The organism is Devosia sp. (assembly GCF_017744655.1).
In the GTDB taxonomy this organism is placed as follows: Bacteria; Pseudomonadota; Alphaproteobacteria; order Rhizobiales; family Devosiaceae; genus Devosia.
The window spans coordinates 278,687-302,794 of sequence record NZ_JAGIAW010000004.1 but is presented as its reverse complement, the minus strand read 5'-3'; the positions used below and the strand labels follow the sequence as shown (position 1 = coordinate 302,794).

Genomic DNA, 24,108 nt, shown 5'->3' with positions numbered 1-24,108 from the left:
CCAGACCGCGACCCTCGAGATTACCCGCAACCAGGTGCAGCTCACCGCCAATGCCGACATTTTTGCCGGCACCCCCTGGGATGACGACATCGATGCCCTCTCCGGCGACGACATCATCGACGCCCGCGCCGGCAATGACAGCGTCACCGGCGGCCTTGGCGCCGACCACATCAATGGCGGGGACGGCGACGACACCCTCTTCGGCAATGACGGCAATGACATCATCTTCGGTGGCAATGGCAACGACCTCATCTCCGGCGGAACTGGCAATGACCGCCTCTATGGCGAAGCCGGAAACGACATCATCCATGGCGACGACGGCGACGACACCATCTCCGGCGGCACCGGCGACGACATCATCGACGGCGGCACCGGCAACGACACCATCCAGGGCGACGAAGGCAATGACACCATCATCGCCGGACAAGGAAACGACACCGTCTCCGGAGGCACCGGCGACGACGTCATCTATGGAAACGACGGAAACGACACTATCGCAGGCAATCAAGGCAACGACATCATCAATGGGGGTCAAGGCGATGACACCATCGACGGCAACGAAGGCAATGACGTCATCGAGGGCGGTGACGGCAATGACACCATCGACAGCGGCGAAGGCGATGACGAGGTCAATGCTGGCGCTGGCGACGACAGGATCGCCGGCAATGCCGGCAATGATCGTGTGGATGGCGGCGAAGGCCGCGATACGCTCGACTATTCAACCTTCACGGCCGACATCCACCTCGACCTTGCCGCCGGCATCGCCACAAGCGACGAAATCGGCGAAGACCTCTTCAAGAACATCGAGGAATTTATCGGTGGCGACGGCAATGACACCTTCGTCTTCGGCGCCACCGGCGCCGTCGTCACCGGCGGGCGTGGCGACGATCTCTTCATCTTCACCGTTTCCGATGAACGCCCGACACTCAGCCACCAGCTTGTCTATGGCATTCTCGACTTCGTCGTCGGCGACCGCATTCACGTTGCCGATTATGAAATATCGCGAAGAGCGGAGCGACTCGAAGAGGAGCGCTTTGGCGACGTTTACGACGCCATCGACGATGGCTTCGAGGAAGGCCTGCCGATCCGCATCACCTATGCCCACTACGACGACATGGACCACACGATCATCGAGGCCGATGTCGATCGCAACGACTTCTACGAAATCTCCATAACCCTTGATGGCGTCCATCTGCCTTTGGCCGTCGGCAATCATGTCGCCTGATCGGCGACCAGGAGTGAACAGATGACGACCATGGATATGTCGGCCCCCTATGCGCGCGCCGATCTCAGCCGCAGCAAGGTAAAAAGCTCCGATTTCTCCCTGCGCGGCCGCGTGATGACCGGCAGCATCGCGGCCATCCTGCTGCTCGGCGGCATTGGCGGCTGGGCTGCCACCGCCAAGCTTTCCGGTGCGGTTATTTCGAGCGGCACCGTGCTCGTCGCCGAGAATGTCAAAGTCATCCAGCACCCCGATGGCGGCGTGGTCCAGGCGATCAACGTCCACAAAGGCCAGCACGTCACCTCCGGTGAGGTCCTGCTTCGCCTCGACGATGTTCAGATCCGCGCCGAGCGCTCGATCCTGATGGGCCAGCTCGCCGAACTCATCGCCCGGCAATCAAGATTGATCGCCGAGCGCGACGCGGCCAAGGAAATCTCGTTTCCGCTGGATTTCCTCGCCACCTATCCCGATGCCATCCTGATCCTTCACGGCGAGCAGCAATTGTTCGAAAGCACGACGAGGAACCGCGAGTCCCAGCGCGAGCAACTGCAATTGCAGGTTTCCCAGCTCGAAGAAGAAATCGGCGGCCTGCAATTCCAGGCGACCGCCCTCGCCGACGAACTGACCCTGGCGCGCGAAGAACGCGACCGCATGGGCTCGCTTTCCGAAAAGGGCCTCATCGAGACCACCCGCCTCAATGTCGCCGATCGAGAACTGGCCCGCATGCTCGGTTCCCAGGGCGAACTGACCGCCAGCATTGCCCGCTCCAATGCCCGCATCAGCGAAATCAAGCTGCAGATCCTCGCCATCGACGATGTCGCCTATACCGAGGCCCAGCGCGAGCTGCGCGCCGTCACGGCCAATATCGCCGAGCTGAACGATCGTCTGGTGGCCGTGGAAGACCGCCTCGAGCGAACCCTCATCCGCGCACCGGTAAGCGGTTCGGTCAACGAACTCGCCGTCACGACCCTGGGCGGCGTCGTGGGCTCGGCCGAGCGCCTCCTCACCATCGTGCCCGACAATGCCGATCTCTCCATCGAGTTCCGCGTCGCCATCAACGATATCGACCAGATCCTGCCCGGCCAGGAAGTCAAACTCCGCTTCAGCGCCTTTGACCAGCGTACGACCCCGGAAATCCCGGCCGTCGTCTCGCGCATTTCGGCCGCAGCCACCAGCGACCCGCAGAGCGGCCAGAGTTTTTATGTGGCCGAAGCCAGCGTCACCGGCGATCTCTCGGTTCTGGGCAATCGCGGCCTCATTCCCGGCATGCCCGTGGAAGTCTTCGTCCAGACCCAGGAGCAGGTCGCCATTGCCTATTTCGTCAAGCCTTTCACCGATCAGATCTCCCGCGCTTTCCGAGAACAGTAAGTACTGCTGACATTCGGGTTAATCACATTTGCAAACTCCCAAATAAAGGGAATTTACCGATCCTTAATTAAGTCGTAGGCTTCAAAGTGCAAGGAAAAGTGGGGTCGCAGGCAAGTACTGCTAGTGCGCAATGAGGAAACCTATCAGAGTTGCAATCGCTGACGACCATCCGGTTTTACTTGCCGGAATGGTGTCGCTTTTCGCCGGAAGCGACCGGCACGAGATCGTGGGGCAGGCTGACAGCGCCGATGCCAGCATGGAGTTGGTCCGGACCCTCGCCCCCGACGTCATCATCATGGATCTGAGCATGCCGGGCGATGTTTTCCGGACCATTGCCCAGATCGGGGCGACCGCCCCGGATACCAAGATCGTCGTTTTCACCGCCTATTGCAGCATCGAATCCGCGCTTAAGGCGCTCGATGCCGGCGCCACCGGCTTTGCCCTCAAGGGCAGCCCATCTTCCGAACTTCTCGAAGCCATCGATACGGTCATGGCCGACCAGATGTTCGTCACCCGGCAATATGCCAGCCAGGTCATGAATGGCCTGCGCGATCGCGCCCGCCGCCAGGCGCTCGACGAAGCCGTGCGCCTCAATGTCCGCGAAAAGCAGATCGTCGGCCACCTCATGCAAGCCCGCACCAATCGCGAGATCGCGGCGGCCCTGCACATCAGCGAAAAGACCGTAAAGCACTACATGACCGGTCTCATGCTCAAGCTCAAGGCCCGCAACCGCGTGGAAGTCGTCATCGCCTCGCGCCTCAGCCAGGAACAGGCCGACGCCCGCTCCTGAGGGGCAGGTGCCTGTTCCCAACACACCGGGCAAGGCCTCCTGGACCAACGCGACTTTCCAAAACCACGGCGTCATTCCCGCGAAAGCGGGAATCTCCTGGCGCTGAAACAGGGAGCCCACCGTCCCGCTTTCGCGGGAATGACATGGCGCGCGCCCGCACACTCAGCGACAAATGCCCAAAAACCTCAGCGATTGCGCAGCATCAAATGCCGTTCCCAGGCGAAAGCCGTATCGACAATCGTATAGAGATCATTGAGCCGCGGCACCCAGCCCAAGAGCATGCGCGCCTTCTGCCCGGTCGCCGTTACCGAAGCCGGATCGCCCGCCCGGCGCGGCGCTTCGTTGACGCGGAATGGCACACCGGAAATCTCGCGCACCGCCTCGATCACCTGCCGCACGGAATAGCCCTGGCCATAGGCGCAGTTGATGGTGCTGCTTTCCATCCCGGCCCGCAAATGCTTTAGCAACAAGGCATGCGCGGCGATGAGATCGGTGACGTGGATATAGTCGCGCACCCCGGTTCCATCCGGCGTATCGAAATCGGTCCCATAGATATCGATATGATCCCGCTGCCCGAGCGCGGTCTGACAAGCCACCTTGATCAGGTGGCTCGCATGCGGCGTCGATTGCCCCGTGCGCATGCCGGGATCGCCTCCCGCCACGTTGAAATAGCGCAGCACACCGAAAGTCATGGGATGGGCAGCCGCCACATCGGCGAGCATCCATTCCGTCATCAGCTTCGAGCGTCCATAGGGCGACATGGGATTGAGCGGGCTCGTCTCGACCACCGGTTCGAGCCCGGTCATGCCATAGACCGCCGCCGTAGAAGAGAAGATGAAATGCCTGATCCCGCCGCGCACCGCCGCATCGATCAGATTGCGCGAGGTTGCGGTATTGTTGGCGTAATATTTGAGCGGATCGACCACCGATTCCGGCACCACGATAGAGCCGGCAAAGTGTACGATTTCCGATATCTCGTATTCTTCGATCAACCGTGCGACCAGCGCGATATCGCCGGCATCGCCCCGCACGAAAATCGCCCTGCTGTCGATCGCCCAATCAAAACCGGTCACCAGGTTGTCGAGCACGACAACCGTCTCGCCGGCATCGGCGAGATTGAGCACCATGTGGCTCCCGATATATCCGGCCCCGCCGGTGACGAGTATCGCCATATCGACCTCCTGAAGCATGCCTTGTGAATGCCAACTATTCGGCCGCGACAACCGTGCCCGTGGCACTCTCGGCCCGACGTGCCCCATCGCTGCCTCGCCACGCGGCCGACACCACTGGCCCCGCCAGCTTCTTGCCACCGCGGCTGCGAACCATTTCACGAAGATAGTCCTCGTCCTGACGCGAGATCGCGATCAGGTCGGCACGCTTCAGGATACGGAAATTTGCACTATTGATGACGGCTATGGTGCCCCGCCGAACCAGGGCCTGAATGGAGCGGCTGACGCTTTCTTCGGTCGTCGCGAGATAGGCGGCAAAGTCGCGCCGGTTGATCGGCACATGCACGACCCCAGCCTTGCGATCCTCATCCGACCCGGCCAGGAGTTTTAGCACCATGAAGGTCGACACCCGCTCGATGACGCTGGTGCAGGCGAGAACCAGAATACGCTCATGCGCCTCATCGAGTTGATGCAGGTTTTCCATGTGGATGAAACGTTCGAGCTCGGGATCGGCCACCAATTGCGCCTCGAAGGCCGAGCGCTCGAAGCAAGCAACGATGACATTACTGGCCGCCTCGATGGTAAATTCGGTAGCCACGCCAAAGATGCGTCCGAAAAAACCCGGCGCCTCGATGACCCCGATAATATTGGATCGGCCATCGGGCAGAAACGTCACGAGCTTCACTGCCCCGGACACGACATAGCCGACGATATCTTTCATGCCGGATTCGTAAATCGTCTCCCCTTGAGAGAATTCGCGCATCCGCCCTGAGGCAATCGACCGATCCGCCAATCTTTTCAATGACGAAGGAAAGTCGCTTCGATGGATAAACTGATTCGTCATTTCACTCTCCTTGCCCCCTCAAGTGCAATTAGAGCCGAGCCAGTCGAAGCGTTCTATTCACGATGGTCGCATCAATATTCAGACAAAGGCACCGCCTGAAAAATGACGTTGGTCGCGTGCCGATCAGACCTTGGTCCCATCCGAAGGAAAAAGCTCAATTCGAAATCGATACAAATGCCCAAACTGCTGACATGACGGGAATTTGAGCGCCTCGGATGTTAATCATTCTCACTATTTTGTGTCTTCAGTTTCCCCGGGGCCCGGCGGCCCCAAGCAACGCATGTCGGAATAGAAACGGACATCGAGAGTCAGCCTTACGCGGTCTCCTGCGCGATCAGCAGGGCGCCAATCAGCCCGCTATCATGGGTCAATTCGGCAGGCACGACCTCGGGCCGGAAAAGCGCCGGTTCATCCTGCAAATGCCCGAGCACACGTGCCAGATAGCCCGGCGCCAAGCCGATACTCCCGCCGATGGCCACACGATCAAGGCCAAGGATCGCGGTCAGATCCCCGATCAGCCCGGCGATCGCCGCCGCAGAGCGGTCGATGATCGGCTCAAAGCCGCCATGTTCGAAAACCGAGCGGGCATCGTGCAATCCGGCCGCGGCAGCAATCGCCCTCCCGCCGGCAACGCTCTCGACGGTTCCAATACGGCCCGAACCACACCGTTGGTCGCCGAGGCGGCTCCCCGCAAAGCCCACATGACCGGCAAGGCCATTGCCGCTATCGATCAGTCTGCCGCCCAGAACCAGCCCTCCCCCCACGCCGGTGGAGACTGTCAGATAGGCAAAATTGTAGGCGCCCCGCCCGGCCCCCAGCCGCGCCTCGGCCAGGGCGGCCGCGGCAGCATCGTTGGCGCAATGCGCCCGCGCACCGAACTGTGCCCGTAGCGTCGCCCCCAATGGCGCAGCACTGATCCCGCGCAGCGTGCCGGTATTGATCGCGTGCCAGTCTCCATGCCGGTCGACACGCCCCGTGACGGCAACCCCCAGCGGCTCGCCATGCGCATAGCCCAGTTCCGCCAGGAGGTCTGCAATCACCCCGACCTGCACGTCCAGACCCGCGCCGGCATCGGTCGCTTTCTGCAGTCGGGCCGCGACCTGCCCATCCTCGATACGCGCCGCCGCCGTCTTGGTGCCGCCGAGATCAACCGCAAAACCCGAAACGCTCATCTGGCACTCCGCACGGCCGAGGCAAACCACCCAGTCACATGTTCAAGCCGCGTCAGCGCGCTCCCGACGGTAACCGCATCGGCACCCGCCGCGATCGCCCGAGCCGCCAGCTCCGGCGTGTTGATCCGCCCCTCGGCCATCACGAAGCCGCCCAGCGCCCGGAAGGCCGCAATCAGCTCAAAATCCGGCCCCTCATGCCGCCCCTCAGTCTCGGCCGTATAACCCGACAAGGTCGAGCCAATCACAGCCGCACCACCGGCAACGGCAACTCGCCCATCCTCAAGCCTAGCGCAATCAGCCATAGCCAATCGCCCCCGCCCCAGAATGGCCGCCAGCACATCTTCCCGCGAACTGGGCCGCCCGCGCGGCGTCGCGTCATAGGCGATGATATCAGCGCCGGCATCGACCAGCGCCAACGCATCCTCCACCGTCACCGTAATCCGCACCGGGCTATCCGGCAGGTCCGTCTTGACGATACCAATGATCGGCACATCAACCACTGGCCGCACCGCGCGGAGGTTATCCACGCCCTCGATCCGCAGCCCCACCGCACCGCCCGCCACAGCCGCCTGGGCCATGGCCGCAACGATCTCCGGCCGATCCATCGGACCATCATCCACGGGTTGGCACGAGGCGACGAGGCCGCCTTTGAGCCGTTGCAGCACACTCATCCCAACGCCTCTCACGCAGCTCGATTCTTGAGGCCGACATCCTTCACGATGGCGCGAATCTTGTCGATGGTTGCACCATCAAGAGGCTTGATCGGCGCCGTCATCGTCGCCGAACTCAAGAGCCCCACCTCGGCCATAGCCGCCTTGAAGGCCCCAACACCAGCCGCATCGCCCGAGCGCCCCGTCGAGCAGAAGACGATTTCAAACAGGCGATTGAGATAGTCCTGTTCGGCCATCGCCTCGTCGATCCTGCCCGCCTTTGCCGCAGCCCAGAGCCGCACATAGGCCCCGGCATCGACATTGGCGAGACCCGGCACCGCACCGTCCGCCCCGATCAAGGCCATCGCGTCCACCACCACTTCGTGGCCGGTAAACAGCGCCAGCGGATGCCCCGCCGCCTCATTCATGGCAATCAGCCGCCGGAAGCCAACATCGTCGCCCGAGGAATCCTTCACCCCGACAATGACGCCTTCCTTCCCGAGCTCGACCAGCAGCTTCGCCGACAGCTTGCGATGCACGCGCACCGGAATGTCATAGGCAAAAAGCGGCACATCGATCCCGGCTCGGATCAGCCGGAAGTGGTCAGCAACCTCCGCCTCATCATTGATCGTGTAGACCGGCGCCGTCGCGACAATGGCATCAGCCCCCGCCGCCACCAGCGCCCGGGCGCCCTCGGCAATCCGCGCCGCCGTCAGGTCGATCGCCCCGGCAATCACCGGCACCCGCCCCGCCGCCGTCTTGCTGACAGCCTTCACGATCTCAACGCGATCTGCATCGGTGAGATAGGCCACCTGCCCCGTCGACCCCAGCGCGAAAATACCATCGACGCCCGAGACGATCAGGTGCTCGACGAGCTTTTCGAGGTCTCCATAATTGATGCTGCCATTGGCATTAAGCGGCGTGACGATGGGCGGAATAATGCCCTGATAGGTATGCTTGGTCATGATGAAGTCTCAGATCGTAAGGGATGAGGGAGTTGGTTTCTGCGCCTGCAACAGGCTCGGCGCCGCTTGGAGAAGCGTGCGCGTATAGTCCTGCGAGGGATTGGATAGGACCTGGCTACCAAGCCCGAATTCGACGACCTTGCCGTGCCGCATCACCGCAATATCGTCGGCGATGTAGCGCACGGTCTGGATGTCATGGGAGATGAACACCATGCCCAGCCCCAGCTCGCGCTTGAGGTCCTGCAGGAGGTTGAGGATCTGCGCCCGCACCGAAACGTCGAGCGCCGAAGTCGGTTCGTCGGCGACGATCACCTCAGGCTCCAGCGCCAGTGCTCGGGCAATCGCAACACGCTGCCGCTGACCACCCGAAAGCTGCGCCGGAATGGCATCGAGCACCGATTGCGGTAGGCCCACGAGCCCGACCAGCTCCGCCACCCGCGCCCGCCGGCTCGCTGCATCGCCAATGCCATGCACCTCCAGCGGATCAGTCAGCGCATCGCGCACCAGCATGCGCCCATTGAGCGCCGTCGCCGGGTCCTGAAACACCACCGACACCACCCGGCCAATCCGCTTCCGCGTCGCCGCATCAAAGCGCCTGACAACTTCACCGCCAAACATCACCTGCCCGGCACTCGGCTCAATCAACCCGACCAGCACCTTCGCCGCCGTCGACTTGCCTGACCCGGACTCGCCGACAATGCCCAGCGTCTGCCCCCGGCGCACCGAGAGCGAAACCGTATCCACCCCGCGCAAAACCTGCGGCCTGAACAAGGACGAGCGCGTGCGGAAATCCACCGAAACGTCGCGCAGTTCAATAACGGGCGTGCTCATTTGCCAGCCTCCAGCGCCGCAACAGCTTCGTCTTCAGGATGGGCAGCGTAAAAATGCGACGTCCCCGCCACCTGCCGCATCACCGGCACAACCCCGGCATTGCGGCTGGGATCAGCCGAACGCGGCGCAAAGCGATCGCCCTTGGGGAACTCCCGCGGCGAAGGCACCGCACCCTTGATCTGATGCAGCCGCGACGCACCGGCCTCGATGCTGAGCACAGCGCCAAGCAGGCCTCGTGTATATTCGTGGATCGGCTGGGTGAGCACTTCCCGGCTACTGCCCTGCTCCACCAGTTGCCCCGCATACATCACCGCAATGCGGTGCGAGATTTCGGCCACCAGCGCCAGGTCATGCGACACGAACAGCATGGCAAAGCCCAGTTCCTCGCGCAGCCGGTTGAGCAGTTCCACCACCTGCTTCTGCACCGTCACGTCGAGCGCCGTCGTCGGTTCATCGGCAATGACAAGCTTCGGATTGCGCGTCAGCGCCATGGCAATCAGCACACGCTGCCGCTGCCCACCCGAAAGCTCATGCGGGTACGAATTCAGCGTCCGCTTGGGATCGAGCCCCACCAGCTCCAGCAAGTCCTCGGCACTGCGCGTCCCGCCGCGCGAGGTCAACTGCTTCATCTGCGAGCGGATCAGCATGGCCGGGTTCAGCGACGACAGCGCGTCCTGATAGATCATGGCAATGCCCTTGCCCCGCAGCCCATTGCGCTGCCGCTCGGTCATGGTGAGAAGGTTCTGCCCTTCGAACAGGATCTCGCCCGAAATCTTCGCTCGCGGGTCCAGCAGCCCCATGATGGCAAGCGAGGTAATCGACTTGCCGCAACCGGACTCGCCCACCAGCGCCATGGTCTCGCCCGGCCGCACGCTGAACGAAACATCGTCCACCACATTGACCGACCCGTGCCGCGGAAAGGCGATGCTGAGATTGCGCACTTCGAGCAGCGGCGCCGCGCCACCGGCATAGACCAGCCGACCTCCACGAGCCTGTTCCACCTGACGCAACTGCGCTAGCCGCTCATGCAGCGACACCACTTCGGTCGAAACGGCAGCCTTCGGCGCCTCCGCCCGCTCAATCGCGGCTTCCACCGCGGCCGCATTGACCTGCGTTCGGCTACGCGGCGCCGCCATGGCGTCCGTCATACCCTCGGCCAGAATATTCAGTGCAAGCACCGTCGTCGTGATCAGCGCCCCGGCAAACAGCGTCGGCCACCAGCCACCCGACATCACCAATTGCCGACCGGCCGCCATCACATTGCCCCAAGACGGCTCGGGATCAGGCACACCGGCCTGAATGAACGACAGCGACGCTTCAAAGACGATCGCATCGGCCACCAGCACCGTGGCAAAGACCAGGATCGGCGCGAGGCAATTGCGCGCCACATGCCGGATCAGGATGCGCGGCGTCGAAGCGCCCATCACCCGCACGGCCGCGACATAGTCCTCGCCGAACTGCCCGATGATATTGGCCCGAATGACCCGCGTAAGCTGCGGCGTATAGAGAAAGGCAATGGTCAGGACGAGCACCGGCAACGACTGCCCGAACACCGTCACCAGCATCACCGCCAGCGCAATGCCCGGAAACGACATGACCATGTCGAGCCCGCGCATCATCACCTCGGCGACCCATTTATGCGCCGTCGCCGTAATCGCCCCCAGCACCGAAGCCGCCAGCAGCGCCACCGCGGTAGCGGCAAGTCCGATCACCAGCGACGATCCCGCGCCATGCACGAGGCGAGAAAACACATCGCGCCCCTGCCGGTCAGTGCCAAACCAGTGCACCGCATCCGGCGCCGCCGGGCCACGCGTCAGCCCGGTCGCCAGCGGATCGAACGGCGCAATCAGAGGCGCGAACACCGCCATCAGCGCAACCGCGACCAGCAGGCCCAACGCAATCTTGGACGTCATCGGCAGATGCCGCAGGCCCGCAAGCCGCATGCCCGGCGCGGAGAGTTTTTGAGTAGTCTCGGTCCTGATCATCAGATTGTCCTGATGCGCGGGTTGACCAGCACATAGAGCAGGTCGACGACGACATTGATCACGACAAAGGCGAGGGCCACGGTGAGGGTCACGCCCTGCACCAAATTGGGCTCGTTATTCGTCACGCCGTTCATGATCAGCATGCCCATCCCGTTGATATTGAAGATGATCTCGATCACCACCGCGCCACCCATGAGGTAGCCGATGCGAAGGCCGAGAACGGTGATCGGGGTAATCAGCGCATTGCGCAGCACATTGCGCCCAACGACGACATGCCGCGGAATGCCCGCCCCTAGCGCCGTGCGCACATAGTCCCGGTCCAGCTCTTCAACGACCGCCGTACGAACGACCCGCGAAAGCTGCCCGATAACCGGCACCGCCAGCGCCACCGCCGGCAACAGCATGCGATAAAGCCAGCCGCCAAAATCCTCGGTGAGCACCGGCAGCTTTCCCGAGGTCGGCAACATCGAAAAGATCCCGACCTTGTTGCCCAAAAGCTGGATCAACAGCACGGCCAGCCAGAAAGACGGCGTCGAAAGCGAAGCAATCGAGAGCACGCGGATCACCTGGTCCGGCCAGCGATCCCGGTAGATCGCCGCGACAACGCCGAGTACCAGCGACCCCGCCACCGCAAAGATCAGCCCCAGAAACGTCAGCTGCAGCGTTATCGGGAAAGCCCGCAAAACCTCGTCGATGACGGGCAATTGCCGCGCCGAATAAGTCCCGAGATCAAGGTGCGCCAGCCCCGACACAAAGCGCACATAGCGGGTGAGCAGCGGATCATCGAGCCCATGCTCGAGCCGGTATTCCTGCCGCGCCTCGATAGACGCCCCCTCGCCCAGAGCCGTGATGGCCGGGTCGATCTTCGAAAACGACATGACGAAGAAAACGAGGAAGGTGATCCCGAGGATCATGATCGGCAATTGCACCAGCCGGCGCGCGATCAGGTTCAGCACTTTTGACATTTTGGGGCTCGCTCACAAAAGCATGTCTCCCGAAAGTGGACACCGGTTTCGGGCCAAAGACATGCGTTGCAGAAGAGGCCACCCGGGCGCCGCGGGAGAACAACCGGCGCCCAGGCAGTTCAGCGTCTATTCTTTGACGCCGACACCGAGGAAGGAAAGGCCCGTGGTCGGTACCGGCGCAAAGCCCTCAAGCTCGTCGGCATTCCACGCCGTCGGCAGCTGGCGGTGCAGCAGCGGATAGAGCGGCACTTCTTCCGAGAGGAGGTCAAAGGCTTCGTTCCACTTGGCCTGCTGCTCGTCACCCGAGAGGCGCTGTGCCTCTTCGAGCAGCGCCGTCAGCGCCTTGTAGCCTTCGCTTTCAGCCCAGCGATAACGGGTCTTGGGCCAGACATTGTCGCCAAACCACCACTGCATCAGGATGTCGGGGTCGTTGCCGAAAACCGACGGATCGCCCGGGGCAATCATCACCTGCATTTCGCCGGCATCGACCTTGCCATATTGGCCACCCGACTGCCCGATATCGAGCGTCGTATTGAACCCAACCTGATCAAGGGATTCCTTGATGATCGGCGCCACGTCCTTCACCCAGCCATGGTCCGTGCTCATCAGCGTGATGTCGAGCGTCGGTGTACCGGCCTCGGCGAGCAGTGCCTTGGCCTTTTCCGGGTCGTAGTCATAGACCACCGCCGCTTCATGATAGTTCGGATGCGTCGCCGGCAGGAAAGAGGTCGCAGCGACGGCATTGTCGAGCATGCCGGTACCGATGATCTTGTCCATGTCGAGCGCATAGAAGAATGCCTGGCGCACGCGAACGTCGTCGAACGGCTCAGCCTGCGTGTTGAACATCGCAAACAGCAACCCGAAGGACTGTGCCTTTTCGAGCGTCGAGGTGGCTGCGACGGCATCGACGTCGATATAGGGCACGTCCTCGATGGCCATCACCGTGCCCGAGGACAGCGCATTGACGCGGGCTGAGGGGTCGGCAATCAGGTTCCAGACCATGTCCTTGGCCAGCGCCGGGCGCGGGCCGGTATAGGCATCATTGCGCTCGAAAACGATCTGCGCTTCCGGCGTCGCCGAAATCAGCTTGTACGGCCCCGTACCGATCGGCTGCGTACCAAATGCCTCGGCATCAGCTTCAACCGCGGCCTTCGGCACGATCTTCACCGAACCGAGGCGCTGGTTGAACAGCGAGAACGGATACTTCGTCGTGATCTTCACCGTGTCAGCCGACACCGCCTCGACCGTGTCCACAAAGGCCACGAACGAGCGGAACAGCGACTTGGATTCCGGATCGAGCACGCGCTCGAACGAGAACACCACATCATCCGCCGTCACCGGCGTGCCATCGTGGAAAACCGCGCCCTCACGCAGCTTGATCGTGTAGGTCAGCCCATCTTCGCTGACCGGCATTTCCGCTGCGAGCGCCGCATAGGGCTCGCGCGTCACCGGATCGAGGTCCACGAGACCTTCGAACAGGTGCCAGTTGACCGCGACGGTAACGGCGCCCGAAGCGCTCATCGGATCAAACGTACCATTCAACCCATAGGCAATTGCCGCCTGGATCGTCGCATCGGGATCAATGCCTTCCGGCACGTCCTGAGCATAAGCACCGGCTCCCAGCATCCACATGGACGCAAAGGCACCTGCCGCAAGGCACAGCGCACGCCGAGAAATTCCAAAACCCTTATCACGCATGAATACGAACCCTCCAGTTGACATCAGACGTCTGATGTCTTCTAGAGATTAACGAGGGCCGGCGCAACCCCTCTTGTTTCGCCCGGCCAAACTGCCAAAACTGCGGCCCAGCCCGCGGGGCGACCAACAAAGGGAATCGGGGATGAACGGTCCTGCTGAGCTGACCAGCAATGAATCTCGGATGCGTCGCAGCACGACTGCGGAAGAGATCAAGCGCCTGATTCTACTGCGGGGTCTGCATCCGGGCGACCCCATCCCGACCGAAACCGAGCTCTGCCAGGAGCTGGGCGTCTCCCGCTCATCGGTTCGCGAAGCCATCCGCACGCTCGCGACCCTCGACATCGTCGAAGTCCGCCACGGCACCGGCACCGTCGTCGGTCAGATGAGCCTTGCTCCGCTTGTGGAAACTCTGGTTTTCCGGGGCGTCCTCTCCCCAGGCGACGACCTTGCGGCCCTGCGTGACGTCGTCGACCTGCGCCGCTCGCTCGACCTCGCGCTGACCGATGATGTCGTCGCTGCCCATTCCGGTCACGTCGACGAAGAAATCCCCCGCCTCGTCGATCAGATGCTGACCAGCGCCGAAAACGGCAAAGCCTTTCTCTACGAAGACCGCCAGTTCCACACGAGGCTGCTCGCTCCCCTCAGGAACCAGCTCGCCGGCCAGCTCGTCGCCGCCTTCTGGGACATTCACACCGCCGTGCTGCCCCGGCTCGACCTGGCTTTACCCGCCGATCTTCGCCAAACCGCCAAGGCTCATAGCGATATGTACACGGCCGCCCGATCAGGCGACGGCGATGCTTATCGCAAGGCAGTCGTGGACCACTACGAACCCCTCTTGCGCATGCTGAAAAGCCGATCTGAAGGTGGGCACGGGTAGCGCTTTTCAGAGCCGCCAGCCGCTAAATCTCCACCTCGACCACCTGGTCTAGCTGCCAGAGCACCCCATCCTCGGCAGCGTCGGCTTTCCACATGATCATGCCGAACTGCGCCGGTTGATCGAGAACGGTCAGCCCCGCATGCCACACATCCCTTCCGATGCAGATCGCGTCTTCAGGCCCGGCGACAAAGGCGAGCGCGCCATCCATGTCAGGCGCACCGTCAACTGTCTTCGGCGCCACAAGAATGAGCCAGCGCCCCGCCTTGATCGGCACAAAGCTCTGCGTCGAATGCGGATGCCGCTCCAGCGCGGCAACACGCACAACGCCATCCGCGGGTTTCGGACAGAGAATAGTGAAGGCGTGCGCCCCTGCCACATCGTCCTTTTCCATCACTTCGGGAAATGCCCGCGCCTTCCCATCGGCCGCGCTGAGCACTGTTGCATAGGGAGCGAGCGCCGCGGCATCCACCGGCCGGGCCTTGAGAACGAGAGTCATAAGAGGTCCTAGTTGAGACGTTTGAAACCGGCATGGCAGACAGGGCCACGCAAGAGCGAGCCGACATCCCGTCCCGCCTCGCACTCAGCAATGAGCGCAAAGACGGGATCGAGTGCGTCGAAATAGCCATCGATGATCTCGGGCGTATGGGCGAGAGAGGTGTAGACGCTGGTTGCGGCCAGATAGCCCTTGTCGAGCATCTCCTGACTGATCAGCGTCTTGTAGGCAGCAGCATTCGGCCCCTTGAAGCCAAAACCGGTCAACGCCGGCAGGCCCGACGTCGCAATCCCGAGCTCATGTTTTGCCGCCAGTTCCTGCCAGCGCCGCGTGATGTCCCGGCCAATCGCTGAAATCACCTCCCAGGACTGGGTCTGCGCCATCACATCGAGCGTTGCCAGCGCCGCCGCCGAACCGATCCGCTCGGTCCAGAAGGTTGAACTGATAAAACTGTTCTGCGCCGCTTCCATCACCTCGCGACGGCCAATCACGGCAGTCACCGCATAGCCATTGCCCAGCGCCTTGCCGAACACGGCCATGTCGGGCTCGACGCCATAAAGCTTGTGCAGCCCGCCAAAACTCTGGCGAAAGCCGGACGTGCACTCGTCAAAGATCAGCACGATGCCATTGGCCGTTGCCAGCTCGCGCACCTTCTTCAGGAAATCCGGCGACGGATCAAACGTCCGCGCCACCTCCATCATGATCACACCGATCTTCCCGGTCGCGATCAGCGCCTCAAGCGCCGCAATATCGTTGAAGCCGAACGGAAAGACGGTCCCGCGTAGGTTCCGCGGCACGCCCTGCGGATCGAGCCCCGGCAAGAGATGTCCGGCAAGGCTATCGTCCTCCCCGAGATTGGACGCCAGATACCAATCGTGCCAGCCATGATAGCCACAAATGGCAACGCCATCCCGCCCCGAAGCCGCCCGCGCTATGCGAATAGCGACTGCATTTGCTTCGCCGCCCGTCCGCGCAAAGCGCGCCATGTCGGCCCATGGATGCAGTTCTACCAGCCGCTCGGCCAGTTCCACCTCTTCGGGAGCATTGAGCGTCGACATATTGCCCCGCACCACCGTCGTGACCACCGCCGCGTCGACCCGCTCGTCGCCATAGCCGAGCGTATTGGCGCCGACGCCCATGATCGTCATGTCGATCAGTTCTCGCCCGTCGAGATCCCAGATCCGGCAGCCCTTGGCCTTGCTGAAATAGGCCGGCCATTGCTCGGGCAGGAACATTTCCGGGCGCTTGGACAGCAGCATATTTCCGCCCGGTATCAACCGTTTGGCCTTGTTCCAGAGTTCCTGTCCCGCCCCCACGAAATCCTCCCTTGCGCTTTAGTTATATTGTTATCAGTGTAACATGATAGTTCAAGGCAAAAGGGGAGCACCGCCATGTACGATTTCACGCCCACCGATCTCGACCAGCGCATCTGGGCGGAGGAGCTGGAGGACTTCGTCCCAGGTCGCGTCTTCGACGTGCACACCCACATCTATCGCTGGGCCTTCAACCTCAATCCCGACAAGGAAACCGGCCCTTATGCCCCCAGCATTGGCCGCTACTTCCCCGAGGTGACGACCAAACTGGCCCACGAAATAGACGCCGCCCTCCTGCCCGGCCGACAGGTCGAACGCCTGGCATTCCCGTTCCCCTTTGCCGGCCGATGCGACTTCGAAGCTTCGAACATCTATGTCGCCAATGAAGCCACCAAGAGCGCCGATTCCGCCGCCCTGATGCTGGTCCATCCAAGCATGAGCGAGGCCGAAATCCTCGCGACCCTGAAACGCACCGGCGCCATCGGCCTGAAACCCTATCTGGTCTACGCCACGAGTGCCGACCGCGCCGAAGCCTCGATTACCGACTTCCTCCCCGAGCATCAGATCGCCCTCGCCGATCGCCTCGGCCTCATCGTCATGATGCACCTCTCCAAACGCCGGGCGATTTCGGACCCCGACAACATCTCGGAAATGCTGCGGCTGAGCGAAAAATACCCGCGCGTCCGCTGGATTCTCGCCCATTGCGCCCGCTCCTATTCCGCCTGGGCCATCGAAAAAGCCGCCGCAAGCCTCAGCGGTCTGCCCAATGTCTGGTATGACACCTCAACCGTCTGCGAAGCCGATGCCCTCGACGCGCTCTACAATGGCGTCGGCGTCGATCGCGTCATGTACGGCAGCGACGACATGATCGGCCCGATGCGCGGCAAATACATCGCCTTCGGCTTTGCCTGGGCCTTTCTCTCCGAAACCAATCACCAGCTTTCGCTCGGCCATTGCGATGGCCGCATGACCTATATCCGCTACGAACAATTGCGCGCCATGAAGCGCGGCGCCCGCCAATTGGGTCTCAGCCCCGCACAGCGCGAAGCCCTATTCCACGACACGGCCCGTAGCCTCGTCGATGCGGCGCGAACTGACGTCCGCGCCGCTGTCGCCTAGATTGCGTCCAGGAAATTGACGCCCGTCAGGCCGCGTTCCGTTTTGAAAGCACGGAACTCGTCCTTGAGCTTTTCTTCCTGGGCCTCGCTGTAGAAATTGCCGAACGGCTTGCGGCAATAGCCGGCATCCGCCCCCTGCCAGGCCATGGCCCGCTTGATCGCCGCAATCGGATTGCGCGCCAGGGTGAAGAAGATCACGGCATTGCCCACTTCCTGCAGCGCCTTGGCCTTTTCCATATCCCCCGCCGCCACCGCCGCATTCAGCGCCAGATAGATCTCGGGGATGCAATTGTAAAAGCTGCCGATAATGCCATCGGCGCCAAAGGCGAGGCCCGACATGGCCATCTCGTCGGCACCCGAATAGATGATGAAATCCGACCCGATCTCGGCCTTGATCCGCATGATCTCGTGATGTGTCGACGCGGTATACTTGATACCCTCGACGCCCGGAATATCGGCCAGTTTCTTGATCAGATCGAAGCCAAACAGCCCCGCCAGCGGCACATTATAGGCGCACATCGGCAGCCCGGTCGAAGCCGTGATGTCGGCATAGTAGGAAACGATCTGGTCCTGCGAGAAACCCCAATAGAAAGGCGGCACCGAAGAGAGCGCATCCGCCCCCACCTTCTCGGCATGCTTGGCCAGATCAATCGACAGATGCGTACTGATCGCCCCGATATGGGCGATCACCGGCACCCGGCCCTTGACCTCATCCGTCACCACCTCGAGCGCCCGCTTGCGCTCTTCGGGCGACATCATGAAGGCTTCGCCTGTGCTGCCGGTCACATAGAGCCCGTCGACACCGCGGTTGATGAGAAAATCAACAACGGCGCGCATACGCCCCTCGTCAAAATTCTCGTTCTCGTCGAACGGGGTAACAAGCGCGGGCAACACGCCTTTGATCTTGGAAAGTGCGGACAATTCCGTCTCCGGGTTGAAAGGTCAGGCCGAAAGGACGACGGGCTCTTCCGTCGCTTCCGGCAAATCGATGAGATGGCAGGCGGCAAAATGCTCGTGCCCGCCGGTGCGATAGCGCTTGAGCGGCGGTACCACGGACTTGCAGACATCCTTGGCGTAGCGGCAACGCGGATGGAACGGACACCCCGAGGGTGGATTGACCGGGCTCGGCACGTCGCCCTGCAGGACAATGCGCTCGCTCTTCTTGTCGAGATCGGCCACCGGAATGGCCGAGAGCAGCGCCTCGGTATAGGGGTGCAGGTTATTGGCAAAAAGATCCTCGGAGCGACAGAGCTCCACGACCTTCCCCAGATACATCACCGCCACCCGGTCACAGATATATTCGGTGACCGAGAGGTCATGCGTGATGAAGATATAGGTGAGCTTCCGCTCCTCCTTGAGCTTCATAAGAAGCTGCAACACCTGCGCCTGGATCGACACATCGAGCGCCGACACCGCCTCATCGCAGACGATCAGCTCCGGCTCGATGCTCAGTGCCCGGGCAATACCGATGCGCTGCCGCTGCCCACCGGAAAACTCATGCGGATAGCGATCCATATATTCGCGCCGCATATTCACCGCTTCGAGCAGATCGCCGATGATTTTTCGGCGTTCCTCCCGCGATTTCACGCCATACTTCTTCAGCGGATCTTCCAGCGATCCAAAGATCGTAAAAGCCGGATTGAGCGAGGAATGCGGGTCCTGAAAGACGATCTGCAAGCGCTTCCGAAACGGCACCAACCCCGCATTGTCGAGTTTGGTCAGGTCCGATTCCTCGTCCTGCGGCGAGCGATAGACGATCTCGCCCTCGGTCGAGCGCACCAGCTGCAAAATGGTCTTGCCCAGCGTGGTCTTGCCACAGCCGCTCTCACCCACAAGCCCCAGCACTTCCCCGCGATAGACGTCGATATCGACGCCATCGACGGCCCGCACGTGGCCCACCGTGCGCTTGAACACGCCCGCCTTGACCGGGAAATGCGCCTTCACCCCGCGCAGCCGCAGGATAACGTCCTTGTTCTCAGCCATTGGGGACCAGCTCCTTGTAGCGCCAGCACATGACCCGATGGGTCGGCGTAATATGGGTTTCTTCGGGCATGGTCTGGCACTGCGCCGTTGCGAAATCGCAGCGGTCGGCAAACTGGCAGCCCTTGGGGCGATTGAGCGGATCGGGCGTCGAGCCGCGAATAGCCTTGATGTCCTGGTTCTTGCCCTTGCCGAGCACCGGCACCGAGGCGAGCAGCGCCTTGGTATAGGGATGGGTCGGCTGGCGCAGCACCTCGTCCACCGTCCCCGCCTCGACAATATTGCCCATATACATCACGGCCACATCGTCAGCGAGTTCAGCCACGACGCCCATGTCATGGGTGATCAGCATGATCCCCGTGCCATGCTCGCGCTTGAGCTTGTCCATCAGCTCGAAGATCTGCGCCTGAATGGTCACGTCGAGCGCCGTCGTCGGCTCGTCGGCAATCAGCACCTTCGGGTTGCAGGCCATGGCCATGGCGATCATGGCGCGCTGCCGCATACCGCCCGAATAGCGGTGCGGAAAATCGTTCACCCGCTTTTCCGGTAGGGCAATGCCCATCTCCTTGAGCAGCGAAATGGCTTTCTGATGCGCTGCCCGCCCCACCATCTTCATGTGGTATCTGAGGCTTTCCTTGATCTGGAAACCCACCGAATAGACCGGGTTCAGCGCCGTCATCGGGTCCTGGAAGATCATGGCGATCTCAGCCCCGCGAATGCGCCGCATGTGCCGCCCATTCTTTTCGAGCGCATGGAGCGGAATGTCGCCCCGGTCGGCGTGATAGATGATCTCGCCCTGCTCGATCCGCGACAGTGTCGGCAAAAGCTGCATGATCGAGGCGGCGGTCACGGATTTCCCGCAGCCGCTCTCCCCCACGATGCACAGCGTCTTGCCCTTCTTGATATCGAAGGACACCCCGTTGAGCGCCTTGTTGCAGCGGTTGTTCGTATAGAAGAACGTCTTCAGATCACGCACGCTGATGGCGATGTCTTGAGTAGCGGTCATCGCATCACCCCTGCTGGCTCGGATCGGTCGCATCGCGCAGACCGTCGCCAATGAAATTGACGCTCAGCACGAAGAGCGAAATCACCACGCCCACCGGCAGCCAAATCCACCAATTGGTCTGCAGCACGCGAATATCCTGCGCCACATTGAGAATATTGCCCCAGGTCGGAATAGAGAGCGGCACACCAAGCCCCAGAAAGCTCAGCCCCGCCTCCTGCAAGATGAAGGCCGCCGTCGAGAGCGTGATATTGACCATGATCGGTCCCAGCGCATTGGGCAGCATGTGCTTGTAGGCGATCAGCGGCCGGCTGAGCCCAAAACTGCGCAGCGCCAGCACATATTCTTCCTCACGCAGGCTCAGCATGCGCGCCCGCGCCATGCGGTAAATGCCGCCCCAGCCGGTAAGCGTAAAAATCAGCATCAGGTTGAGCAGCGACTGGCCCAGAATGGAGACCAGCATCAGGACGAGAATGATCTGCGGAAACGACATGAAGATTTCCGAGACACGCATGGCCAGCGCATCGAGCCACCCGCCGACATAGCCGGTATAGACGCCGATCAACACGCCGATGATGGCGGCGAGGACTGCGCTGCCGAGACCGACCAGAATGGATATGCGGCCGCCATAGAGCACACGCGCAAAGAGGTCGCGCCCCGTCCGATCTGTGCCGAACCAATGCTCCCAGCTCGGCGCCTGCAACATGCCGCGCAGGTCGATCTTGTTTGGATCATAAGGCGTCAGCAGTGGCGCGAAGACCGATGCGAAAATGATGATGGCAAAGACAACGAGCCCAAAGACGGCGAGCCGATTGTTGAGGAATTTCTTGACCGCACGCGAGCCACCGCCGGACTTGGCGAGGCCAGCCTCTTCACGGGCGCGAATACGGTCAAACTGCGCATCCAGCCGGGTGCGACGGCGTGTGGTGGGATAGTTGGGGCCTGACATGAACTATTCTCCCAGGCGCACGCGCGGATCGATCACCGCGGTCAGAATATCGACGATGAGGCTGGCGACGAGCACCGCCATGACCGAGAGCAGTGCAATGGTCATCACCACCGGATAGTCCTGCGAACGGACGGCCGAGATGAATTCATTGCCGATCCCCGGCCACTGAAACACCTGCTCGATGATCACCGAACCGCCGATGAGAACCGGCAGGCGGAAGCCGATCAAAACCACGACAGGCGTCAGCGCGACGCGAAAGCCGTGCAGCAGATTGACCCGCCATTCCGGCAGGCCCTTGGAGCGGGCTGTCTTGATGAAGTCGCGACTCAAGGCATCGAGCATGGACGAACGCGCATAGCGCATCACACCCGCCGTCAGCATGATCGAGAGAACCATGGCCGGCATGACCATATGCGGTAGCCGGTCCCAGAGCGTCAGATAGCCGGGCATGGAGCGCCCACCGACCGGAAACCATCCGAGGTTGAGCGCAAAGATCGAAATGGCCACGAGACCGAAGAAGAATTCGGGGATCGACACGCCGAGCATGCCGATCACGGTCAGCGCGCTGTCGGTCTTGCTACCGCGCTTGAGGGCACTGACGACGCCGAGGAGGCTGCCGATGACAGTCGAAAACACCAGCGCCACCGCGGCCAGTTCCAGCGTAGCCGGCAGGCGCGTCGCAATGATATTGGCAATGGGCACCCCGCCACTCATCGAGTAGCCGAAATTGCCTTGCAGGAGGTTGGTGAACCACGACCAGAACCGCACATGAAACGGCTGCCCGAGCCCCAGCGATTGACGCAGGGCCTCGAGTTGGGCCGGATTCATGCTGCCCGCGGCATCGGGATTGATCATGTGGGAGACAGCGTCTCCCGGCGTGAGTTCAAGTCCCAGATAGACCAGGAAGCAGATGACAAAAGCCATCGGGATCAGGATCAGGACGCGCCTGATGATGTAGGTCAGCATGGTGTCTGGCCAATCCCCGTCGATAAAAGGAAAAAAGCCGTGGGAGCATCGGCATTGCTGCCAATGCCCCCACAGTCAGGGTCAGTTCGTCGGATGCGGGAACTGGTTGATCCAGAGCATACGGGTATAGGGAATGTCGATCGGGTGGACATTCATATAGTCGAGGGCTTCGAGCCCCGGCACGTCGCCCGCCGCCTTGGTGTAGCCGAAGTCGGCCTTCTGGGCCTGGGCATTGACCAGGAGGTTGCCGTCATTGTCGCTCGAAGGACGGGCGATGATCTGTTCGATCTTCGGCGTACCCTTGTGATAGCCCTCGAAGGGAACGAGCGTGGTGTAGTCGTTCATCACCACTTCGTCGATCTTGAACGGGCCCGAGCCGATCGGCTTCTGCCAATAGGGCGCCTGCTGCAGCGTCACCGGGTCCACGCCTTCGAAATACTTGGCAGGGAGCGGTGCGAACTGGCTGAAGCTCAGGAGCACATTGGGGTCGAGCGTCGCGAACTTCACCGTCACGGTGTTGCCCTCGGCACTGACGCCGGCCAGAGTATCGGCCTCGCCCTTGATGAAGGCATCGGCGCCTTCGATCTTCTTCAGCGTCGACTGCACCACCGGATGGGTAACCGGGAACTTGGCTGCCGCGCCGATCGACCAGACGACATCATCAGCCGTGATCGGCTCGCCATCATGCCAGGTCAGGCCATCCTTGAGCGTGAAGGTGAAGGTCAGACCGTCTTCGCTGATCTCATAGGTATCGGCCATTTCGCCGCCGATCGGGGTGAGCGAACCATCGGCTTCGAGCACGGTGTCGAAGGCGAACTTGTTGGCCACCCAGATACCGAGGTTCTGCCACGGCACTTCGAAGAACTGCGCGGGACCGGCATTGGTATACATCACCGCCTTGCCCGACGCGTCGGGATCAATGGTCCAGTTCTCGACGCCCCAGTTGTAATTGTACTGCTCGTTGCCATAAGGCGCATCGTTGCGGTGCAGACGATCGCTCTCATAGGTATAGAGCTGCTGGTAATAGAGCGGGATTTGGGTGACGTTCTCGTTGATATAGTGTTCCATCTCGAAGTAGCCCTCACGCTGCACTTCGGGATCGGTCGTGCCGTTGACCTTGGCGACCAGCTCGTTCATCCGCGGAATGTTCGGGATCATCGGCTTGAGGCCATAGGCGTATCGGTTGAAATATTCCTGCAGGGCCAGGGCGGCACGGGCGCCATAGAGGAAGTCCCAGGTCACCTTGGACGGGCCGTTCACCGGATCATCCGGCACGACGGAAATCTGCGAAGCGACATCGCCCTCGACAAGGCGATAGTTCACGATGATGCCGACATCGGCAAGATAGGCCTGGAGTGCGGCCATGAGGTCGGCGGTCGCCTGGTCGGTATAATAGTAGACCATGTCGAGCTCACGGCTCGAATCCCAGCCAGCCTCGGCGAGCAGCGCACGGGCCTTGTCCGGATCATAGTCATAGTGGATCAGGTCGGTGGGCTTGTTCGGGCCATCCGGAAGCATGCCGATGGCGCGAACCGCCTGGCCTTCGAAGATGGTCTCGATGATTGTGTCCATGTCGATGGCATAGGCAATGGCCTTGCGCACGCGCGGATCGGACAATGGATTTTCATTGATCGGCTGCGCGAGGGCATGACCGATCGCGGTCGTCGACATCAGCGCGGCAAGGCCGACGGCGATGAGTTTCTTGAATTGCATCTGCGTTCCCCTGTTATGAAACTTGTTCAATGGGTCC

Annotated in this window: 22 protein-coding genes; 5 read left to right on the top strand and 17 right to left on the bottom strand. The window is 61.7% G+C overall.

The genetic code is table 11. The features are described from left to right. The 3 genes from J7557_RS10825 to J7557_RS10815 form a co-directional block, all read left to right on the top strand. On the top strand, positions 1-1,225 hold a 1,225-nt coding region (locus J7557_RS10825; protein WP_291420071.1), incomplete at its 5' end, for a calcium-binding protein. 21 nt (positions 1,226-1,246) lie between these two features. Continuing rightward, positions 1,247-2,590, top strand: coding sequence for an HlyD family type I secretion periplasmic adaptor subunit (locus J7557_RS10820; protein ID WP_291420070.1), 1,344 nt, complete (start codon positions 1,247-1,249; stop codon positions 2,588-2,590). A gap of 130 nt (positions 2,591-2,720) precedes the next feature. After that, complete coding sequence (locus J7557_RS10815; protein ID WP_035077704.1) at positions 2,721-3,380, top strand: response regulator transcription factor; 660 nt, start codon at positions 2,721-2,723, stop codon at positions 3,378-3,380. Positions 3,381-3,565: 185 nt separating this feature from the next. Here the strand turns inward: J7557_RS10815 and galE are convergent, their stop codons facing one another. The 9 genes from galE to J7557_RS10770 form a co-directional block, all read right to left on the bottom strand. Then, positions 3,566-4,552, bottom strand: coding sequence for a UDP-glucose 4-epimerase GalE (gene galE / locus J7557_RS10810; RefSeq protein ID WP_291420069.1), 987 nt, complete (start codon positions 4,550-4,552; stop codon positions 3,566-3,568). A 34-nt stretch (positions 4,553-4,586) separates the two neighbouring features. Further along, the gene (locus J7557_RS10805; protein ID WP_291420081.1) at positions 4,587-5,312 is read right to left on the bottom strand and encodes a Crp/Fnr family transcriptional regulator; all 726 of its coding nucleotides are present in this window, start codon (positions 5,310-5,312) and stop codon (positions 4,587-4,589) included. Positions 5,313-5,707: 395 nt separating this feature from the next. Then, entirely contained in the window at positions 5,708-6,565 is an 858-nt protein-coding gene (locus tag J7557_RS10800; RefSeq protein ID WP_291420068.1) for an ROK family protein, read from the bottom strand. Beyond that, complete coding sequence (locus J7557_RS10795; RefSeq protein ID WP_291420067.1) at positions 6,562-7,236, bottom strand: putative N-acetylmannosamine-6-phosphate 2-epimerase; 675 nt, start codon at positions 7,234-7,236, stop codon at positions 6,562-6,564. The genes J7557_RS10800 and J7557_RS10795 overlap by 4 nt, the downstream gene beginning before the upstream one ends. A gap of 11 nt (positions 7,237-7,247) precedes the next feature. Further along, positions 7,248-8,180 carry a dihydrodipicolinate synthase family protein gene (locus J7557_RS10790; protein WP_291420066.1) on the bottom strand — a complete coding sequence of 311 codons (933 nt, stop codon included), beginning with the start codon at positions 8,178-8,180 and terminating at the stop codon, positions 7,248-7,250. A 9-nt stretch (positions 8,181-8,189) separates the two neighbouring features. Continuing rightward, entirely contained in the window at positions 8,190-9,011 is an 822-nt protein-coding gene (locus J7557_RS10785) for an ABC transporter ATP-binding protein (RefSeq protein WP_291420065.1), read from the bottom strand. Continuing rightward, complete coding sequence (locus J7557_RS10780) at positions 9,008-10,996, bottom strand: dipeptide/oligopeptide/nickel ABC transporter permease/ATP-binding protein (RefSeq protein ID WP_291420064.1); 1,989 nt, start codon at positions 10,994-10,996, stop codon at positions 9,008-9,010. Before J7557_RS10780 ends, J7557_RS10785 begins: the two co-directional genes overlap by 4 nt. After that, positions 10,996-11,961 carry an ABC transporter permease gene (locus J7557_RS10775; RefSeq protein WP_291420063.1) on the bottom strand — a complete coding sequence of 322 codons (966 nt, stop codon included), beginning with the start codon at positions 11,959-11,961 and terminating at the stop codon, positions 10,996-10,998. The genes J7557_RS10780 and J7557_RS10775 overlap by 1 nt, the downstream gene beginning before the upstream one ends. A gap of 126 nt (positions 11,962-12,087) precedes the next feature. Further along, positions 12,088-13,659: an ABC transporter substrate-binding protein gene (locus J7557_RS10770; protein WP_291420062.1), complete on the bottom strand. Its 1,572-nt coding sequence runs from the start codon at positions 13,657-13,659 to the stop codon at positions 12,088-12,090. A 142-nt stretch (positions 13,660-13,801) separates the two neighbouring features. On the opposite strand from J7557_RS10770, the gene J7557_RS10765 reads away from it, so the two are divergent. Beyond that, positions 13,802-14,536, top strand: coding sequence for a GntR family transcriptional regulator (locus J7557_RS10765; RefSeq protein ID WP_291420061.1), 735 nt, complete (start codon positions 13,802-13,804; stop codon positions 14,534-14,536). Between the two features lie 22 nt (positions 14,537-14,558). On the opposite strand, the gene J7557_RS10760 is transcribed toward J7557_RS10765, so the two are convergent. Next, positions 14,559-15,032, bottom strand: coding sequence for an ureidoglycolate lyase (locus J7557_RS10760; protein ID WP_291420060.1), 474 nt, complete (start codon positions 15,030-15,032; stop codon positions 14,559-14,561). Positions 15,033-15,040: 8 nt separating this feature from the next. After that, entirely contained in the window at positions 15,041-16,345 is a 1,305-nt protein-coding gene (locus J7557_RS10755; RefSeq protein ID WP_291420059.1) for an aminotransferase class III-fold pyridoxal phosphate-dependent enzyme, read from the bottom strand. A 75-nt stretch (positions 16,346-16,420) separates the two neighbouring features. Here J7557_RS10755 and J7557_RS10750 point away from each other — a divergent pair, with 75 nt between their 5' ends. Then, positions 16,421-17,461: an amidohydrolase family protein gene (locus J7557_RS10750; protein ID WP_291420058.1), complete on the top strand. Its 1,041-nt coding sequence runs from the start codon at positions 16,421-16,423 to the stop codon at positions 17,459-17,461. Here J7557_RS10750 and J7557_RS10745 read toward each other — a convergent pair. The 6 genes from J7557_RS10745 to J7557_RS10720 form a co-directional block, all read right to left on the bottom strand. Beyond that, on the bottom strand, positions 17,458-18,381 hold the full coding sequence (locus J7557_RS10745) for a dihydrodipicolinate synthase family protein (RefSeq protein ID WP_291420057.1): 924 nt from the start codon (positions 18,379-18,381) through the stop codon (positions 17,458-17,460). The two genes, J7557_RS10750 and J7557_RS10745, sit on opposite strands and share 4 nt — an antisense overlap. Before the next feature lie 21 nt (positions 18,382-18,402). Then, positions 18,403-19,443: an ABC transporter ATP-binding protein gene (locus J7557_RS10740; RefSeq protein ID WP_291420056.1), complete on the bottom strand. Its 1,041-nt coding sequence runs from the start codon at positions 19,441-19,443 to the stop codon at positions 18,403-18,405. After that, a complete protein-coding gene (locus J7557_RS10735; protein WP_291420055.1) occupies positions 19,436-20,446 on the bottom strand; it encodes an ABC transporter ATP-binding protein in 1,011 nt (336 codons plus the stop codon). Before J7557_RS10735 ends, J7557_RS10740 begins: the two co-directional genes overlap by 8 nt. 4 nt (positions 20,447-20,450) lie before the next feature. After that, positions 20,451-21,392 (bottom strand): ABC transporter permease, encoded by a 942-nt coding sequence (locus J7557_RS10730; RefSeq protein ID WP_291420054.1) that lies wholly within the window; start codon positions 21,390-21,392, stop codon positions 20,451-20,453. Positions 21,393-21,395: 3 nt separating this feature from the next. Then, positions 21,396-22,358: an ABC transporter permease gene (locus tag J7557_RS10725; protein WP_291420053.1), complete on the bottom strand. Its 963-nt coding sequence runs from the start codon at positions 22,356-22,358 to the stop codon at positions 21,396-21,398. An 81-nt stretch (positions 22,359-22,439) separates the two neighbouring features. Further along, positions 22,440-24,071, bottom strand: coding sequence for an ABC transporter substrate-binding protein (locus tag J7557_RS10720; RefSeq protein ID WP_291420052.1), 1,632 nt, complete (start codon positions 24,069-24,071; stop codon positions 22,440-22,442). Positions 24,072-24,108: the final 37 nt, after the last annotated feature.

Coding starts and splice junctions, on each gene's coding strand:
- J7557_RS10820 (WP_291420070.1), top strand. CDS start 1,247: ATGACGACCATGGATATGTCGGCCCCCTATGCGCGCGCCGATCTCAGC.
- J7557_RS10815 (WP_035077704.1), top strand. CDS start 2,721: ATGAGGAAACCTATCAGAGTTGCAATCGCTGACGACCATCCGGTTTTA.
- galE (WP_291420069.1), bottom strand. CDS start 4,552: ATGGCGATACTCGTCACCGGCGGGGCCGGATATATCGGGAGCCACATG.
- J7557_RS10805 (WP_291420081.1), bottom strand. CDS start 5,312: ATGCGCGAATTCTCTCAAGGGGAGACGATTTACGAATCCGGCATGAAA.
- J7557_RS10800 (WP_291420068.1), bottom strand. CDS start 6,565: ATGAGCGTTTCGGGTTTTGCGGTTGATCTCGGCGGCACCAAGACGGCG.
- J7557_RS10795 (WP_291420067.1), bottom strand. CDS start 7,236: ATGAGTGTGCTGCAACGGCTCAAAGGCGGCCTCGTCGCCTCGTGCCAA.
- J7557_RS10790 (WP_291420066.1), bottom strand. CDS start 8,180: ATGACCAAGCATACCTATCAGGGCATTATTCCGCCCATCGTCACGCCG.
- J7557_RS10785 (WP_291420065.1), bottom strand. CDS start 9,011: ATGAGCACGCCCGTTATTGAACTGCGCGACGTTTCGGTGGATTTCCGC.
- J7557_RS10780 (WP_291420064.1), bottom strand. CDS start 10,996: ATGATCAGGACCGAGACTACTCAAAAACTCTCCGCGCCGGGCATGCGG.
- J7557_RS10775 (WP_291420063.1), bottom strand. CDS start 11,961: ATGTCAAAAGTGCTGAACCTGATCGCGCGCCGGCTGGTGCAATTGCCG.
- J7557_RS10770 (WP_291420062.1), bottom strand. CDS start 13,659: ATGCGTGATAAGGGTTTTGGAATTTCTCGGCGTGCGCTGTGCCTTGCG.
- J7557_RS10765 (WP_291420061.1), top strand. CDS start 13,802: ATGAACGGTCCTGCTGAGCTGACCAGCAATGAATCTCGGATGCGTCGC.
- J7557_RS10760 (WP_291420060.1), bottom strand. CDS start 15,032: ATGACTCTCGTTCTCAAGGCCCGGCCGGTGGATGCCGCGGCGCTCGCT.
- J7557_RS10750 (WP_291420058.1), top strand. CDS start 16,421: ATGTACGATTTCACGCCCACCGATCTCGACCAGCGCATCTGGGCGGAG.
- J7557_RS10740 (WP_291420056.1), bottom strand. CDS start 19,443: ATGGCTGAGAACAAGGACGTTATCCTGCGGCTGCGCGGGGTGAAGGCG.
- J7557_RS10735 (WP_291420055.1), bottom strand. CDS start 20,446: ATGACCGCTACTCAAGACATCGCCATCAGCGTGCGTGATCTGAAGACG.
- J7557_RS10730 (WP_291420054.1), bottom strand. CDS start 21,392: ATGTCAGGCCCCAACTATCCCACCACACGCCGTCGCACCCGGCTGGAT.
- J7557_RS10725 (WP_291420053.1), bottom strand. CDS start 22,358: ATGCTGACCTACATCATCAGGCGCGTCCTGATCCTGATCCCGATGGCT.
- J7557_RS10720 (WP_291420052.1), bottom strand. CDS start 24,071: ATGCAATTCAAGAAACTCATCGCCGTCGGCCTTGCCGCGCTGATGTCG.